Source organism: Psychrobacter sp. TS_SC_6 (genome assembly GCF_056156305.1).
The window spans coordinates 2,322,040-2,337,159 of record NZ_CM149590.1; the positions used below are offsets into that span (position 1 = coordinate 2,322,040).

15 protein-coding genes are annotated in these 15,120 nt (G+C 43.7%); 6 read left to right on the plus strand and 9 right to left on the minus strand.

What is annotated here, in order from left to right:
• Nucleotides 1–10 precede the first annotated feature (10 nt).
• Complete coding sequence (gene truD, locus AC0J5Y_RS09835) at nt 11–1,180, plus strand: tRNA pseudouridine(13) synthase TruD (RefSeq protein WP_475130516.1); 1,170 nt, start codon at nt 11–13, stop codon at nt 1,178–1,180.
• A gap of 51 nt (nt 1,181–1,231) precedes the next feature.
• Here the strand turns inward: truD and AC0J5Y_RS09840 are convergent, their stop codons facing one another.
• Together AC0J5Y_RS09840 and AC0J5Y_RS09845 are read right to left on the minus strand one after the other, a co-directional pair.
• On the minus strand, nt 1,232–2,752 hold the full coding sequence (locus tag AC0J5Y_RS09840) for a GGDEF domain-containing protein (RefSeq protein ID WP_475130517.1): 1,521 nt from the start codon (nt 2,750–2,752) through the stop codon (nt 1,232–1,234).
• Between the two features lie 166 nt (nt 2,753–2,918).
• Nucleotides 2,919–3,800, minus strand: coding sequence for a PHP domain-containing protein (locus AC0J5Y_RS09845; RefSeq protein WP_475130518.1), 882 nt, complete (start codon nt 3,798–3,800; stop codon nt 2,919–2,921).
• Nucleotides 3,801–3,954: 154 nt separating this feature from the next.
• Between AC0J5Y_RS09845 and ispZ the strand changes: the two genes are divergently transcribed.
• The 5 genes from ispZ to AC0J5Y_RS09870 all read left to right on the plus strand — a co-directional run bounded on the left by ispZ (nt 3,955) and on the right by AC0J5Y_RS09870 (nt 8,356).
• Entirely contained in the window at nt 3,955–4,506 is a 552-nt protein-coding gene (gene ispZ / locus AC0J5Y_RS09850) for a septation protein IspZ (protein WP_475130519.1), read from the plus strand.
• A 156-nt stretch (nt 4,507–4,662) separates the two neighbouring features.
• On the plus strand, nt 4,663–4,992 hold the full coding sequence (locus AC0J5Y_RS09855) for a YciI family protein (protein WP_475130520.1): 330 nt from the start codon (nt 4,663–4,665) through the stop codon (nt 4,990–4,992).
• Nucleotides 4,989–5,483: a hypothetical protein gene (locus AC0J5Y_RS09860; protein WP_475130521.1), complete on the plus strand. Its 495-nt coding sequence runs from the start codon at nt 4,989–4,991 to the stop codon at nt 5,481–5,483. The genes AC0J5Y_RS09855 and AC0J5Y_RS09860 overlap by 4 nt, the downstream gene beginning before the upstream one ends.
• A 99-nt stretch (nt 5,484–5,582) precedes the next feature.
• Nucleotides 5,583–7,676: an FAD-dependent 5-carboxymethylaminomethyl-2-thiouridine(34) oxidoreductase MnmC1 gene (gene mnmC1 / locus AC0J5Y_RS09865; RefSeq protein ID WP_475130522.1), complete on the plus strand. Its 2,094-nt coding sequence runs from the start codon at nt 5,583–5,585 to the stop codon at nt 7,674–7,676.
• A gap of 59 nt (nt 7,677–7,735) precedes the next feature.
• Nucleotides 7,736–8,356: a hypothetical protein gene (locus AC0J5Y_RS09870; protein WP_475130523.1), complete on the plus strand. Its 621-nt coding sequence runs from the start codon at nt 7,736–7,738 to the stop codon at nt 8,354–8,356.
• Between the two features lie 252 nt (nt 8,357–8,608).
• Here AC0J5Y_RS09870 and AC0J5Y_RS09875 read toward each other — a convergent pair whose 3' ends face one another.
• The 7 genes from AC0J5Y_RS09875 to ffh form a co-directional block, all read right to left on the minus strand.
• Nucleotides 8,609–9,226 (minus strand): DUF4112 domain-containing protein, encoded by a 618-nt coding sequence (locus tag AC0J5Y_RS09875; RefSeq protein ID WP_475130524.1) that lies wholly within the window; start codon nt 9,224–9,226, stop codon nt 8,609–8,611.
• A 49-nt stretch (nt 9,227–9,275) separates the two neighbouring features.
• A complete protein-coding gene (ubiA, locus tag AC0J5Y_RS09880) occupies nt 9,276–10,199 on the minus strand; it encodes a 4-hydroxybenzoate octaprenyltransferase (RefSeq protein ID WP_475130525.1) in 924 nt (307 codons plus the stop codon).
• Between the two features lie 137 nt (nt 10,200–10,336).
• Nucleotides 10,337–10,576, minus strand: coding sequence for a hypothetical protein (locus AC0J5Y_RS09885; protein WP_475130526.1), 240 nt, complete (start codon nt 10,574–10,576; stop codon nt 10,337–10,339).
• A gap of 40 nt (nt 10,577–10,616) precedes the next feature.
• A complete protein-coding gene (locus tag AC0J5Y_RS09890) occupies nt 10,617–11,507 on the minus strand; it encodes a class I SAM-dependent methyltransferase (RefSeq protein ID WP_475130527.1) in 891 nt (296 codons plus the stop codon).
• Nucleotides 11,508–11,574: 67 nt separating this feature from the next.
• Nucleotides 11,575–12,417 (minus strand): undecaprenyl-diphosphate phosphatase, encoded by an 843-nt coding sequence (locus AC0J5Y_RS09895; protein ID WP_475130528.1) that lies wholly within the window; start codon nt 12,415–12,417, stop codon nt 11,575–11,577.
• Between the two features lie 126 nt (nt 12,418–12,543).
• Nucleotides 12,544–13,227, minus strand: coding sequence for a tRNA (adenosine(37)-N6)-threonylcarbamoyltransferase complex dimerization subunit type 1 TsaB (gene tsaB, locus AC0J5Y_RS09900; RefSeq protein WP_475132151.1), 684 nt, complete (start codon nt 13,225–13,227; stop codon nt 12,544–12,546).
• 197 nt (nt 13,228–13,424) lie between these two features.
• Nucleotides 13,425–14,969, minus strand: coding sequence for a signal recognition particle protein (gene ffh / locus AC0J5Y_RS09905; protein ID WP_475130529.1), 1,545 nt, complete (start codon nt 14,967–14,969; stop codon nt 13,425–13,427).
• Between the last annotated feature and the right edge of the window lie 151 nt (nt 14,970–15,120).

The window sequence follows — 15,120 nt, forward strand, 5'->3', positions numbered from 1 at the left end:
AGACTATCTTATGACTGTTCAAGACCATGATATTACCGTTGCCACTGATACTGCCAATTTACCGCAGCCGATACCGCCGTTGTTAAAGCATGCTACTTATAAGGCTCATACCACGGATTTTATTGTTAACGAGTTGCTACCATTAGAGTTCGCAGGTGAGGGTGAGCATCTCTGGCTCCATATCCAAAAGTCAGGGATGAACACGGCATATCTTGCCAAATTATTGTCCGAATGGGCGGATATTCCTTTACGTGATGTCGGCTTCTCAGGGCTGAAAGACCGTCATGCGCTAACGACGCAGTGGTTTAGCCTGCGCATACCAAAGAAGCAATTACCAGACTCTGAGTTTGCGCCCGTAGATATCGGTGCTAATGAGTCAATCACTATCCTTGAGCAGCAGTGGCACAATAAAAAGCTCAATCGCGGCACGCACCGCGCCAATCAATTTATTATTACCTTACGTGATATTGAATTTGTAGGCTTTGATACACCATCACCTGAACAGCTATTGTCTGTCAAGCAAGCCGTCGAGCAGCACTTAGTGATTATTCGTCAAAGTGGCGTGCCCAATTATTTTGGACCGCAGCGCTTTGGTCGCAGTGGCAATAATATTAGAGAAGCATTGTCATTGTTTGCGCGTCCTGTACCTGAGGCCCGTCCGCCGTCTAATAAAGGCAAACGTAAACGCGTGCCACGCGAGCAAAATACCATGGAGCTGTCAGCAGCACGCAGTTTGATATTTAATGAAATATTGGCAGCACGTGTCCGTGATGGTAGCTGGAACCACGGACTTGCAGGTGAAGTATTTAATCTAGATGGCTCAGGCTCGATATTTGCAAGCGATGAGATAGACGATACCTTACGAGCCCGTCTTGAATCAGGCGATATCCATCCGACCGCCGTGCTGTGGGGCACAGGTAATGAGAAGGTCAGCGGCAAAGCGGCCGCCATGGAAACTGATATCGTAGCGCATAGTCCATTATTAAAACAGCTAGCCACAGGTCTAGAGCAGCGTGATATCAAAGCGCAAAGGCGAGCACTGCGATTACCTATTGAAGCATTAAGTTGGGAATGGCAGGATACAGAAGGTAGTCAGTTACTGATCTTAAACTTTACTTTGACGACCGGTAGCTTTGCGACCAGCGTATTAGCAAGTTTGGTACAAGAATTAAATACCTAGACATTATCTATGTCATAACCGGTTCAGGATCTAAAAAGTTAAAGTACTGATTTATTTGCTAGCGGTATAAAATGAGATAACCGTGCTATTTTCTGCTGCTAGTACCTCGTTGGCACTAACGACTTGATTGCGTCCGCGATCCTTTGCTTCGTATAGTGCTTTATCAGCGATACAAATCAAGCGCTGGCAAATGTCGATGGGCAATTGCGCCTGCGCGATTTCTGTGGCGACTCGTTTTCTTCTGTGGGTAATTCTTTGTTGCGAGCTGTTTTGTATTGGGCTACTTTTTTGCAATCCTTTAACAGATGAACGAACTTTTTTTGAATTATTTGGCGATTGTATATTCTCTTCTAATTCAGTAGTCCTATATTCACTTTGAATATGAGTACGCTCAGCATGCGTCAAGGTATAAACCCCTAAACTTGCCGTGACATTAAAATCTGTATGGTTGTCGCCTCTGATGACTTGCTCAGCAATATCTCGTCGCAGCTGTTTAGCAATCGTCATGACGCTATCATGCGAGGTATCTGGGAGCACGATTAAAAACTCTTCTCCACCATACCGAGTCACAATCGCCTCTTCTGTCAATGAATTCAATAAGGTCTGTGCAACCTCTGATAATACTTGATCGCCAACATCATGACCGTAATTATCATTAATATTTTTAAACCAATCTAAGTCTAATAATATAATACTGACGTCCTGCTGATCTCCCATTGCCAAAAGTGCCTGCTGCATTTGCGTTAAGCCATAACGGCGACTTTTCAGCTGAGTCAATTCGTCATGATTGGCGTACTGCATAATCTCAGCTTTACTGTTATCCAATATCAATAACAGCGTGCGAAACATATAGATGATAAAAATCGCTTTTGGCAGCGACATATAAATATGCGTGCTGCGCCAAAAAAACGCAGAAGAAAAACGCATTTGATTAAACGTATCCCAGCTAAGCGTCCCATTCTGAAATATGGACGCAGAGATGGCATTTTCGATAGCCGTGGTCTCGCTATAGGTCAAATAGTTATATCTATCTAAGGGAAAAGAGCTTATTGTCATTTGTTGCAGATTGGGAATTGTAAAGCCAAAATAGGGAATTAATGTAGCCAAAAAAATCAACATACTATGAGCCAAAAAAGCCCTCCATACATAACGTCGCCGTATAAGCATCATACCCAGCATCGCCCCGCCCACCAGCGACACCCCAGCCACCAAGCTGCTATGCCCCATCACCAAAATAACCACCGCAATATAAGTACTATAAAGTGTGATTAAGACCGCCTGCCATGTATGTAGCGAGCCGTGACCGGTTTTGATAGGCGATGAGCGACTGATCATCCATAAAAAGAAGAGTCCGAGCAGCGTAATGCCAATCCATAAAGGATACAACAGCGCCATATCAACGTAGGAGTCATAGGTCTCTCTACAACACCAAACATACAAGCACCAAATCCAATGTAAGGTGATTTCCATCAACACAAACAATGCTAGCAGCAATGCTCTATCAGCAGCCTGCCACTCGAAAATCACTCGAGAGAGTTCTCTGTAGCCTAGATGAAATATCGAAAAAGCCATAATGGGCGACCGAAAACAATGAAAGTGATTGAGTTAAAACCAGAGCAATCCATCCGGTGTCATGATTGATACTAAATCTGAACTTATCATTGAGTGTGGCAATTTTTGATCTATTGATCAATCCGTTTAATTAATTCATCGGATAATAAGTGCAGCCGTTTATTATTTAAGATAAAGCGGCAAAAGATTGCCAGATACCTTGCTGTTCGGAATGCATATTGGGGACATCCCCCAATCGTCGCCATGGCATATTGCTCCCATGAAAGTCACTACCTATCGATGCAGCCAGCTTGTGTTCAGCAATACTACGGTCAACCATTTTACGCGTACTGACAGGCTCGCTATTGGCAGGTAACTCACAAGCATCGCCACCCAGCTGCGCAAATTCTTCGATAAGCTTACGGACGCGCGTCGCTGACAGCTGATACCGCGTTGGATGTGCCAACACTGCTTTGCCACCACATTCCTGTATCAGCTCAATGCCGCGCTGCATCGTCAGCGCCTCGATCGCCACATAAGCGGGTTTATTGTCTGCCAAATACTTATCAAAGGCTTTTTGTACCGTCTTTACTTCACCGCGTTCAAATAACACTTGCCCGATATGTGCGCGCCCAACTGCTTGCGGATTGCCACTGGCTTTAGCAAGAACAGCTTGCCACAGCTCATCATAATCGACTCCAAGCAACTTACTGAGTTTTTCTGTAATACGCTGACCGCGAGTGGCGCGGCTGTCTTGCAACTGTTGTAGAGTGGCGTGCATTTTCTCGCGGTCGGTAAAATCAAGACCAAGTACATGAATAATTTTGTTAGTAGATTTATTTTTACCGTAGCCGCCGCTTAAGGTGTGCTCACAGCTGATTTCTACGCCATTAATCAGTTGTATATTGCAAGCTTCTGCCGCGGCGCGTGCCTCATCAATACCTAGCAAAGTATCATGATCGGTCAAAGCCAATACATTAATGCCAGCCGTATGGGCGCGCTGTACCACTTCTGCCGGCGCATAAGTGCCATCAGAGCAGGTACTATGACAATGTAAATCGATTTTCATAAAGCAAGCCTTAGGGTTTTGAATATTCTTGAGTAAAATAAGGTTAAAAGTGCCAAAGCAGCTCATATCAGAGGATTATAGTGTTGATTGCTTTTTTTTGGCGCAGTAGACGTGTAAACTAGCGCATACGTTTTAGTTGGACATTTTATTTGCTATGAAAGCCTTATTAGACTTCATTCCTTTGATCGCGTTTTTTATTGCTGCTCGTTACAATGGCATTTTAGCAGCAGCTGGCGCATTGCTCATTGCCACTGTCATCGTCTATGCGATTCACTTTGTGCGTCAAAAGGGCAAGTTCGACAAACAGCAGTGGGTCGTCTTATTGCTAACCATCGTTTTTTGCGGTGGTACCCTGCTGTTGCGTGACGATATTTACTTACGCTGGAAATCACCGATTATTAACGGTATTTTTGCGCTAACGCTATTGATCAGTGCCGCAATCAATAAACCTTTGATGCAGTTGGCAATGAAAGATGTTTTTTCGCTCACGATGAGTGGTTGGAAAAAACTGACCATTGCTTGGGCATTGTTTTTTGCGATGATGGCTATCCTACATTATATCACGGCATTTACCATGTCTGATGAAGCTTGGATTAACTTTAAAACTTATGGCTGGATTCCGCTGATGCTGGTATTCGTAGTTGCTCAGTTTTTGTTATTGAAAAAGCATCTGAACCCTGCATTGACAGATAAGTCTGCTAAATAAACAGTTAAATAGCAACTGATAACTTAATAGTAGATATTTTGTTATCTCTGAATGTCAATGGTAGCTATAATGCTTTGTAAAGTCTGAGAAGACAAAATGACGCCTTATGGTTATTAATTCCAACGCTTCATTTTTATTATCAATTGGGGAAGTAACATGTCTTTATTCGCCATTATTGGTCACGACGTAGCAGGCAGTAGCGCGCAACGTCAGCTGACACGCCCAGAGCACGTTGAGCGCTTACAAGTATTGAGTCGTGAGCATCGCTTGATTATCGCTGGTCCAACACCGATTGAACATGGTAAAAGCGAGATGTCAGGTAGCCTGATTATCGCTGACTTTGACTCGCTTGAGGCAGCTCAAAACTGGGCAAGCGCTGAGCCGTATTTGCGTGATGGTGTCTACAGTCATGTTGACATCAAGCCATTTATTCAAGCCCTACCAGCAGTGAATGTCAGCACAACAAATGAGGTAGCATCATCGTGATTCAGCGGTTACTCCCATTAAAAAGTCGTAAAACTGGTCTTGCAAGTACTGCTTTTGCGGGCATAGTATCCATTACTGCCCTGTCTATATCAGTACATGCAGCGCCAACACTGTCTACTCAAACCGAGCCCGCAGCAGGGATTATGCCAGCACTAATCGCAGCTAGCAACGCTCCTCAATCGAGCGACCCTCAAACAGCTGCTCCGGTCATAGAAATGCCTACCGCAGCGAAGCCTGCTACCGATATTAACAATACCTTGGCGGCACAGCTGCAACCATCAAATAAAGCTTTATCGGCTGCTAACCAAGAATTACTAAGCCGTAATGCTCATCTGCAACGCCAAGTCAATGATTTACAGACGCAAGCAAACGTCTTGGTTTATGAAAGTCAAGGTCAATTATTTTTATATGGTGCATTCACTGTTTTGCTTAGCCTATTGGTCGGTATTTTTATCTCATGGCTAGTATTTGTTCGCCGTGAACGCTGGTAGTTGCATTTTTATCGATTGAAATCATCTATTGGATTGATGTCTACCGATTTAATGCTCCACTTCCTACTTGCTTGAACACTGTGCGGTTGATAAATAATTATGCCCAAACCAGCTTCTATGGCTATTAATACAACCAAAAGCACGACACCACCACATGTTATCTCTCCAGCCAACATTGAATGGCAAACTGATGACGCTGGTAATGAAGTGCCAGTATCAGGTGAGTTTGGCGATGCCTATTTTTCGCAAGTAGATGGTTTAGCAGAATCTCACCATGGATTTTTGGCACATAATCAGCTGCCCACGCGATTGGCAAACCTTATTCCTAAGCAATGCTTTACGATCTACGAACTAGGTTTTGGTAAAGGACTTAATTTACTCGCGACTTGGCAGTTGTGGCGACAGCTTCGATTAACACACCCGCACTTAGCAAGCGCCCGTTTGCACTTTATTACTACCGAAAAACACCCCATCCCCTTTCGTGACTTAGCGAAGATACTTGCCCCACTAGGACAACGTACACCTGAACTGTCACTGTTGATTGAGCAACTTTTAACCAGTTATCCTCCTCTTATCGCTGGTTGTCATCGGTTAGATTTTATTGATGATAATTTAACCCTTGATGTTTGGCTGGGAGATGCTAGTGATAGCTTAGCAAGTTTAGATGGTGCAGTAGCGACTCAGCGTCCGTATATCAATGCCTGGTTTCTAGATGGGTTTGCGCCTTCTTGCAATGAGATCTTATGGACAGAGCGTATCTTTAGCCATATGCAACGCTTATCACGTGCTGGCACGACTGCTGCTACCTATAGCTGTGCAGGTATCATCAAACGTGGATTACAATCGCAGGGTTTTGTCATTAAAAAGAGCAAAGGGTTTGAGTCTAAGCGTGAGATACTCACGGCCGTTATGAGCGAGATGTCATCTTTAGATAAGCCTATTTCAACCCTGTCTAATAAGGCACTCTTGTCCAACCATCCTAATAATGCAGTCGTTATCGGTGCTGGTGTGGCAGGACTATTGACTGCATGGTCACTTGCCAATCGCGGTATCAGCGTGACAGTGCTCGATAAGGACGCACCGCTGGCTGGTGCATCTGGTAATCCGCGCGCCCTCCTTGCGCCTAATATGACGCCGATTCATCATGTATACGAGCATCTGCATTCTATTGGTTACTTATACAGTGGTCGCTTATATCACCACTTTAATCAGCAAGCCGCTTTGCAAAAATCGCCATTGGTATTTGAGCAGACCGGCACATTAGACTTATTGGTAAAAACCAATATTGGTACGGAGCAGATTGCAGAGTATCCAGATACCATGGCAACCATCATCAGCACTCAAAAAACACAGGATATCAGTGGCCTAAAAGATAAAGGTTTGGCTCATAATTTGTATCTGCCACAGTCCGGTCTGGTCAATCCACAAGCCTTAAAAACTGTTATTCTTGCGCACCCCAATATCATCTATCGGCAGCTCAATATTATTAATATTAAGGAAACCGAGAACAGTATCATTTTGACAGGTACTAAAGAGGATAAAAATGCGAGCCAAGCCTCTTTGACTATCACAGCTGACCATGTTGTGATTTGCGCGGCTTATGAAAGCCATCAATTGGATAAACGTATCGTTAAGTGCCGTACGATTCGCGGGCAACTGTCTTGGTTTACGCCAACTGCGCAGCAACTGACTAAATTGCCTAAATTGCCGCTCAAATACAGTGGCTACTGTGCGCCATTTATTGGACAGAGCGGTGATGCGGAACTGAACCATATTAGCGAAAATCAGCCACAGTTTTTACTTGGTGCAAGCTTTATCGATGGTGATGCCAATATCGATGTCCGAGATGAAGAAAATCAGCAAAATTATGACAAGTTGATTGGAGATATGCCTGAATTAAGCAGCGTCTTACCAAATGATATCAGTACATGGCATGCGCGTGCTGGCATTCGTACTCAAACGATGGATTATCATCCATTGGTCGGATTACTTGCGCAAAGTCAGCGTTTATGGACAATGTCAGCAATGGGTGCAAAAGGTTATGCGATTGCACCCATATGTGCCGAAGCCTTAGCAGATATGATGTTAGGTTGTTTTACACCTTTATCTGCCGCTATGTTGGCGCGTCTATCGCCCAATCGGGCGCGGCTACATAAAGTACATAAGCATAAAACACGTCAAGCAGTAATTTAGGTTCAGCACTTTAGCTATGTGCCTAATTATGACCCTCACTAATGGATAGCTGTCTTATTATGAAAACTTTTCCCTTTACCTTTATAAAATTAAAACCATATTTTCAGGCTGTATCTGCCATTTTTTTAAGCTTATCACTGTTGATTGCCTGCAAAAAAACACCAGAACCTGAAGCAAATAATGATACAGCCACAGAAGTGGCAGTTCAAACGACACCTGTGACTTCCAACATTAATGCACCCAATGTTGCTGATGATATTAATGCCAATGCGTCTGCTGCGAATCCAGAACAGGATGAGAACTTAACGGAGCTAGAGAATAATCTTGGCACATCGGATACCTCTGTCATTGACCCTGCTCCAGCGCCCAATCCAGAGCAAGCCATTAAAGGCGCGCAAATCACTGACGTTAAGTATCGAAGTGCTTCGGGCGAATCATTATCAGTCGTTTTTGAGACTTCAGCAGCGGGCATGCTTAATGCCATCATCACCGTACCAAACAAACCTAAAATGACCTTGAGCGCGTCTGAGGGTCAAGGTAATAATCCTACTTATCGCTCAAGCGATGGCAATATTCAGTTAGTTAGTCATACTGGCGGTGGCACGGTAGATTTTATTCAAAATAATAAAATGACAAGCTTTGATGCCATTAGTGCCGATGCAGAAGTGATTACTGAATAGGCTTTATAAGTATAGTCGGTGAAAAGTAATATCGATACAACACGTACTGCTGGTGCAAATTTTTCTTGCTTGCTGTGCCTACGCAGACAGAGGCTGCAAAAAATTTACACCAGCAATACTGTAGCGACTTTAAAGTATTTCAACTATATAAAAATATGTCGTAAAGTTAGTGAAGATGGCAATAAAAAAGGCAGCAACGATATCAACGTTTGCAGCCTTTTTTATTGCCTAACTGACCCATTCTTCTGTTATTTAACCAAATCCAGTAGTTTTACCAAACAGACTCACCAGCCAGCTCATCAATGACCACAAACCCCAACCGATAATAACAATGACAACGAGCCCCAACATATCAGGAATATGCAGATACAGCCAAGCAACTATTGGATTGCGCCAAAAAGCGCCAAAACGACTCTGCTGCTTATCTTCAAGTGATTGATGTAAAAATGGGCGATCCATATGGATGGTTTCGATGATGCCATACTCGTTTTGTAGATGCTCATGCACGATGCTCAAGGTCTTACGACTCGGGCGAATAAAGATGTCAAGCAGCGTCCCAATACCCGGTATGATGCCAACTACCATATCAATCAGTGCCAATCTGACAGCGGGCGTCATTTTATGCGCGGGTACACCGAGCTGACGACCCAATATAAAGGCATAACTTGTTAATGCCAGACCTGCTAAATCCCCTGCCAGCGGAATGGTCGAAAGTGCAGCATCTGCGCCCATGCCTTGTTTGGTAAAAGGCACACGTACGAGCGAATCCATGGTATTGGCAAATTTTGCCAATTTACGCTCCGTCTCAATTACTTGCTCGCGCGTCAAACCATTCTCAGCCAATCTTGCCTCATAATCACTCTTAGGCATATTATGCGCAGATGACTTCTTGGTCTTTAGTCTCGAAAATTTATTGAGCTTATCCATTAAAAGTCGTCCAGATACAAGCGATGGCTATAAGCGCAAAGACATAACGTCCTACCCATATATTGGCTAAAAATGCTTTAAAACAAGCCAAAGCATTGCGACTGGCACATGCACTGTTTTGCTTAGCAAACATCATCGCGACTAACGCCAAGCCAAAGACTGGCGTAATACCTAAACGGGTCGGCGCAAAATAATGCCACATGACTGCGCCCATGATAACTAAAAACAACATCTGTAGTAACGAGATGACAATCACATCATAACGACCAAATAATATCGCGGTTGATTTGACCCCTATCTTTATATCATCCTCTCGGTCAGCCATCGCATATTGAGTATCATAAGCGACTGTCCAACACATATAGGCAGTGAATAACAGCCAACACCAGATATCAGGCGCGCCTTGTATCGCGACATATGCCATCGGTATCGCCCAACCAAAAGCCGCTGCCAAAAACACTTGCGGCAAATGCGTGTAACGTTTCATAAATGGATAAATAAACGCCAATATGACGGCACCAAATGACCAATAAAACACCTGAATGGGTAAAAACAGAAGCAAACTTGCACTTAATAATATTAATACTAAAAAAGCTGCAATTGCCTCTTTAGCAGACAGACGTCCATCAGCTAACGGGCGACCTTTAGTACGGCTTACGTGACCATCGACTTTACGGTCGGCAAAATCATTAATGGCACAGCCAGCTGCCCGCATCAATATCGCTCCAAGGGCGAAAATCACAAAGATACTGAAACTGGGTAGTCCTGCCGTAATGCCTGCACCTTGTTGCTGCGCCTGCCCCATCGCCGCAAATAACACGCCCCATAATGTTGGCCACAGTAGCAGTTCAATACCGACAGGCTTATCAAAACGTGTCAGCTGAATATAAGCTTGTAGCTTGTCGTTAAATGTCATGGCGTTTTAATTATCATGGATAGAAAATAGTAAATAATGGTTTTGGTGTATAGCAAATTAGTACATGGAACTTGGCGTATGCTACTCTGCTACTCTGCTACTCTGCTACTCTGCTACTGTTAATCATAATAATGCCACTAGACTTGTTGCCACATCTTATTGGCTTCAATGAGTGATAGCTCGGGATATTGCTTGCGTAAGGCTTTAATCGCAGCAACTTTCTCTTTTTGTGCAGCTTGCTGGCGTAAAAATGCCAATTGCTCTTTAGGATTACTTAACTCTTTTAGACGTGCTTCAAGGCGCAAGATTCTGGTACGCAGCATAATGTTGATTAATAATAACGCCGCACCCATAGCCCAAATGATTAACACAGACATTCCCTGCTCCTAAATTTATTAGCTGTCTTATTTAATATCATTAAACGAAATAACCGTCAAAACGCACTGCCTCATTATTCCAGCTTTCACTTGGCTGTTGATCAGCAAGTAACGGCGCAAATTGTGGACGCTTAACGATGACACGACCTTGTTTTTGACCGTTTCGACTGACAACGGCTTGCGCAGATTGTAGTAATTGCTGCTCTTCATCTAAAGTTGGCGGATGCGCTAATTGATGCAACGCTTGCATATGCTTACCGACTTTCGCGCCCTTCCCCGTGTTGCTATCTTGATAACTGTCTTCTGGAAACATGGGGTCAAGATATATCACATCAATGGCTTGCTCGTTATCAGCCTCTAAATAGTTATTAAACCTTGCAAAATAAGTGAGCGCATCGGTATTAATGATTTGCAAACGTGACATCAGCTTTTGCCAATTTGGCAGCGTACTAATACGCAGCTGCTCTACAAGCAACAATAACGCCATAAATGGCTGCTGCTCAAGCATGGTAACTTGGGCGCCAGTACTCGCCAGTATCAGACTATCATGACCAAAACCAGCAGTTGCATCAATGACCTGACTATCTGCGGTCAATTTCGCTGCTTGTAATAAAAGCTCAGATTTACGCCCTGCACTGACTACACGACGCTGCAGTTTATCCCATTCGGGGGCAACGCTTAACCCATCAATCAACCATGAAAGTTTATCTTTTTCATCTAACAGCAATATAGGTTGGGTAGCTATCTGGCTTAACTGCTGGCGACGTTTTTGATTCAATTTCTCTGTCACCAGTTCAGTATTCAAAATAATGGGTAGCTTATGCTCAGCTATGAGTGCTTGCAAGCTCTCGACTTGACTTGCCTGCGTTTCATTCACACAAAGTAGTTGGCAGCTAATATCAGCAGTCAGCACTTGCTTCAAATCGGTCATGACTGCCATTCCTTTTTAAAACTTATAACACCATGAATCTCTATTAAAAACCATTCCATCATGAAGTTTAGCCTGCCATCTGATATCCAAAACCCCAAGCGGCTATTAAAACCAACACACCAGTGATAATACGCAACCATGCAAAGATTTTAAAGTCACGGCGACTGACCCAAGCGACTAATAAGCGAATACAAAGCAAGGCGATGATAAATGATACGACAGTACCAATACCTAGCACCAACCAATCTTCGCTACTGGTTAAAACGTCATGATGCTTAATAAAATCTAATAGCGCTGCACCAATAATGACTGGAATACCTAAAAAGAACGAAAATTCAGCGGAAGCTTTACGTGAGACGCCAAGCCACAGCGCACCAATAATTGTCGCACCTGAGCGTGATGTACCGGGTATCAATGCCAAACATTGCAGCAAACCTATCATCAAAGCTGTTTTTAGGCTAACGTCCTCTGCTTCTGCTGCAATAATGGCTTTCGGGCGATTTTCAACATAAAATATAAGTAAACCACCGATAATTAGCATAATCGCCACGACAATAGGATTGAATAAATAGGCTTTAATCTCATCAGCAAAAGTGAAACCAACAATCATCACCGGAATAGTCGCGACAATTAGGCTAAGTCCAAGTTGGCGTGGATTACTCATGCCTTCTGCTTTACCCGTCAGCAAACCCATTAGTGCCTGCCAGAGTCTGCCCCAATAGTCATATATGACCGCTAAAATAGCGCCAAACTGCACCACCACCACAAACAAATCGACTTTTTCTTTGGTCCAAAAACCCATCAAATCAGCGGATAAAATCAGATATCCTGTGCTCGAGATGGGTAAAAATTCAGTGATACCTTCAACGATACCCATGATGACAGCTTGAATTAATAAAATAATATCCACAAAATTATTCCTAAGAAATTCCGAAAACAGTAAAGGCGTTTGTTTTATATTGCTATATTCATAATACTGTTATTGTCGTGTTCGACATCTGAAAGCTTTATGACCACTAAATATAGATAGGGTATACTAAGCCTTACCTTGCTCTTTGAGCGTTTTCCACGCTTGATTGCGTAAGTATTTAGGTAAAGCTTGCGCCGCTTCTGTTCCGCCATTGACCATAAACTGGGCCATACCCAGTTGTCCTATTACGGTTGCATCAGGATGGATATCAGCATGGATAATCTGACCGTTATGCAAAGTTAATAAACCAGCACCATTACCAACGATAGGAAGATTGAGCGCTGTCTGGCAATCATAATCAAGTAGCTGCTCAGTATCTTCTCCACTGTCTTGATTAACAGGCTGCATAATGTTATCTACCAGCATATAATGCCCAAAATATACCTGCTGCATACGCGCATCAAGGGCGCTATATACTTCACTATAACCCTGTTGCTGATACGCCGCTTGCGCAATCGCTTGCAGGCTTGAGACACCTACACAAGGGGTATCATGCGCAACCGACAATGCCTGTACCACTGCCGTGTTGATACGTATACCGCTAAAGGCACCAGGACCACGATTAAAGATAAGTGCTTGTATGTCAGCCAGTTTTAGCTGCGCCTCAGATAATGCCGCGTCAATTATCGGTAATATTTGCTGCGTTTGCTGGCGCTTACCTGTCTCGGTATGACTCGATAACACTTGATCGTCGGCATCTAAAATGGCGATCGAACATTGATCGAACACGGTATCCATTGCTAAAAACATCATAACCTCGGCTAATTCTCTTGGCATCGTAAAACAGCGCCTATCATAGCATTTAGGACAGATTAATTGACTCACTTTCTATATTTTTCACACATTGTTTGTGAGAATTCACTCAAATATCTAAAATATGAAAAAACCTCAAAGCTCATTTAGCTTTGAGGTTTTATTATCAATACTTCCCAGTAGCACTAAATCATTTAAAAACGTGTTTTAAACTTCTTTGGCGCTTGACCTTGTAGCTCTTGCATCTGTTTTTGCATGTCTTCAGCGCTCGGCATGTTATTTGGGTCAAGTCCCATCTGTTTTGCCATTTGCTGCGGATTCACATCTTTGACCCCACCTTTTTGACCACCACCGAACAATGGACCACCGCCGCCCGCTCCAGCACCGCCGCCCATCAGCCCTTGCATCGATTTCATCATTTTGCTGATGCCTTCAGGCTTAGAAATCATCTTCATCATTTTTGCCATTTGCTTATGCTGCTTGAGCAAACGATTGACGTCTTGAATTTCACGACCTGAGCCTGCAGCGATACGGCGCTTACGACTTGGGTTGATTTTATCAGGATTTTTACGCTCAAACGGGGTCATCGAATTGATCAATGCTTCCATCTCACGTACTTTTTCTTCTGGCTTGGCATCTTCGACGGCTTTTTGCATATCAGAGCCGCCCATACCTGGCATCTTATCTAAAAAACCTGCCATGCCGCCCATACTTTTCATTTGCTGAAACTGGGTCAATAGATCTTCAAGATCGAACTCGCCGCCCTTTTGCATCTTTTTCGCCATTTTTTCGGCTTTATCACGGTCGATTTTTTGCTCAACTTCTTCAACCAAACTCAGTACGTCACCCATACCAAGAATACGCTGAGCAATACGTTCAGGATGGAATAGCTCTAGCGCATCAAGTTTCTCACCGCGACCCAAGAACTTAATCGGCTTACCTGTGATGGCACGTACAGAAAGCGCCGCACCGCCGCGAGCATCACCGTCAGTCTTGGTCAAAATAACGCCGGTTAATGGCAGCGCATCATTAAAAGCTTTGGCAGTATTGGCCGCATCTTGACCGGTCATCGCATCAACGACAAACAAAGTCTCAGAAGGATTAACCGCAGCGGTTAACGCCTTGATTTCATCCATCATGGTTTCATCAATAGCCAAACGACCGGCAGTATCAATAATCAAGATGTCTTGATACTGTATTTTAGCTTCTTCTATAGCCCGTAGCGCAATATCAATCGGTTTTTCATCAGTACTTGAGTTAACGAACTTGGCATTTACTTGCCCTGCTACTTGCTCAAGCTGGGCAATCGCTGCTGGACGGTAGACGTCAGCAGATACCAGCATGACTTTTTTCTTATGGCGCTCTTGTAAAAACTTTGCCAATTTACCAGCAGTGGTGGTTTTACCAGCACCTTGCAGACCTGCTAATAAGTAAACGACAGGTGGCTTGCCAGTCATCTCAAGCTGCTGATTGGCACTGCCCATCATTTCGGTCAGCTCGTCATGGACGATTTTGACAAAAGCTTGACCTGGCGCCAACTCTTTAAGCACTTCAGCGCCAAGCGCTTGCTCTTTCACACGCTTTACAAAATCACGGGTGACCGGCAATGCGACATCGGCTTCTAATAGCGCCATACGCACTTCACGTAAGGTGTCTTTGATATTATCTTCGGTCAATTGCCCTGTACCTGCGATATTGCGCAGGCTCGACGATAATCGTTCTGTTAAAGTATCAAACATAAATAACTCTCAGTTAAAATAATTCTTTATGAAACTTGGCGCTTAGTAGAGATTGGCTTCGGAAGTTAACGCACTGATAAATACGATTCCGGTATTGGTATCTGATCGCAAGTATTCAAGCGCAATTGCCAAGCATTTATCATGAATACAT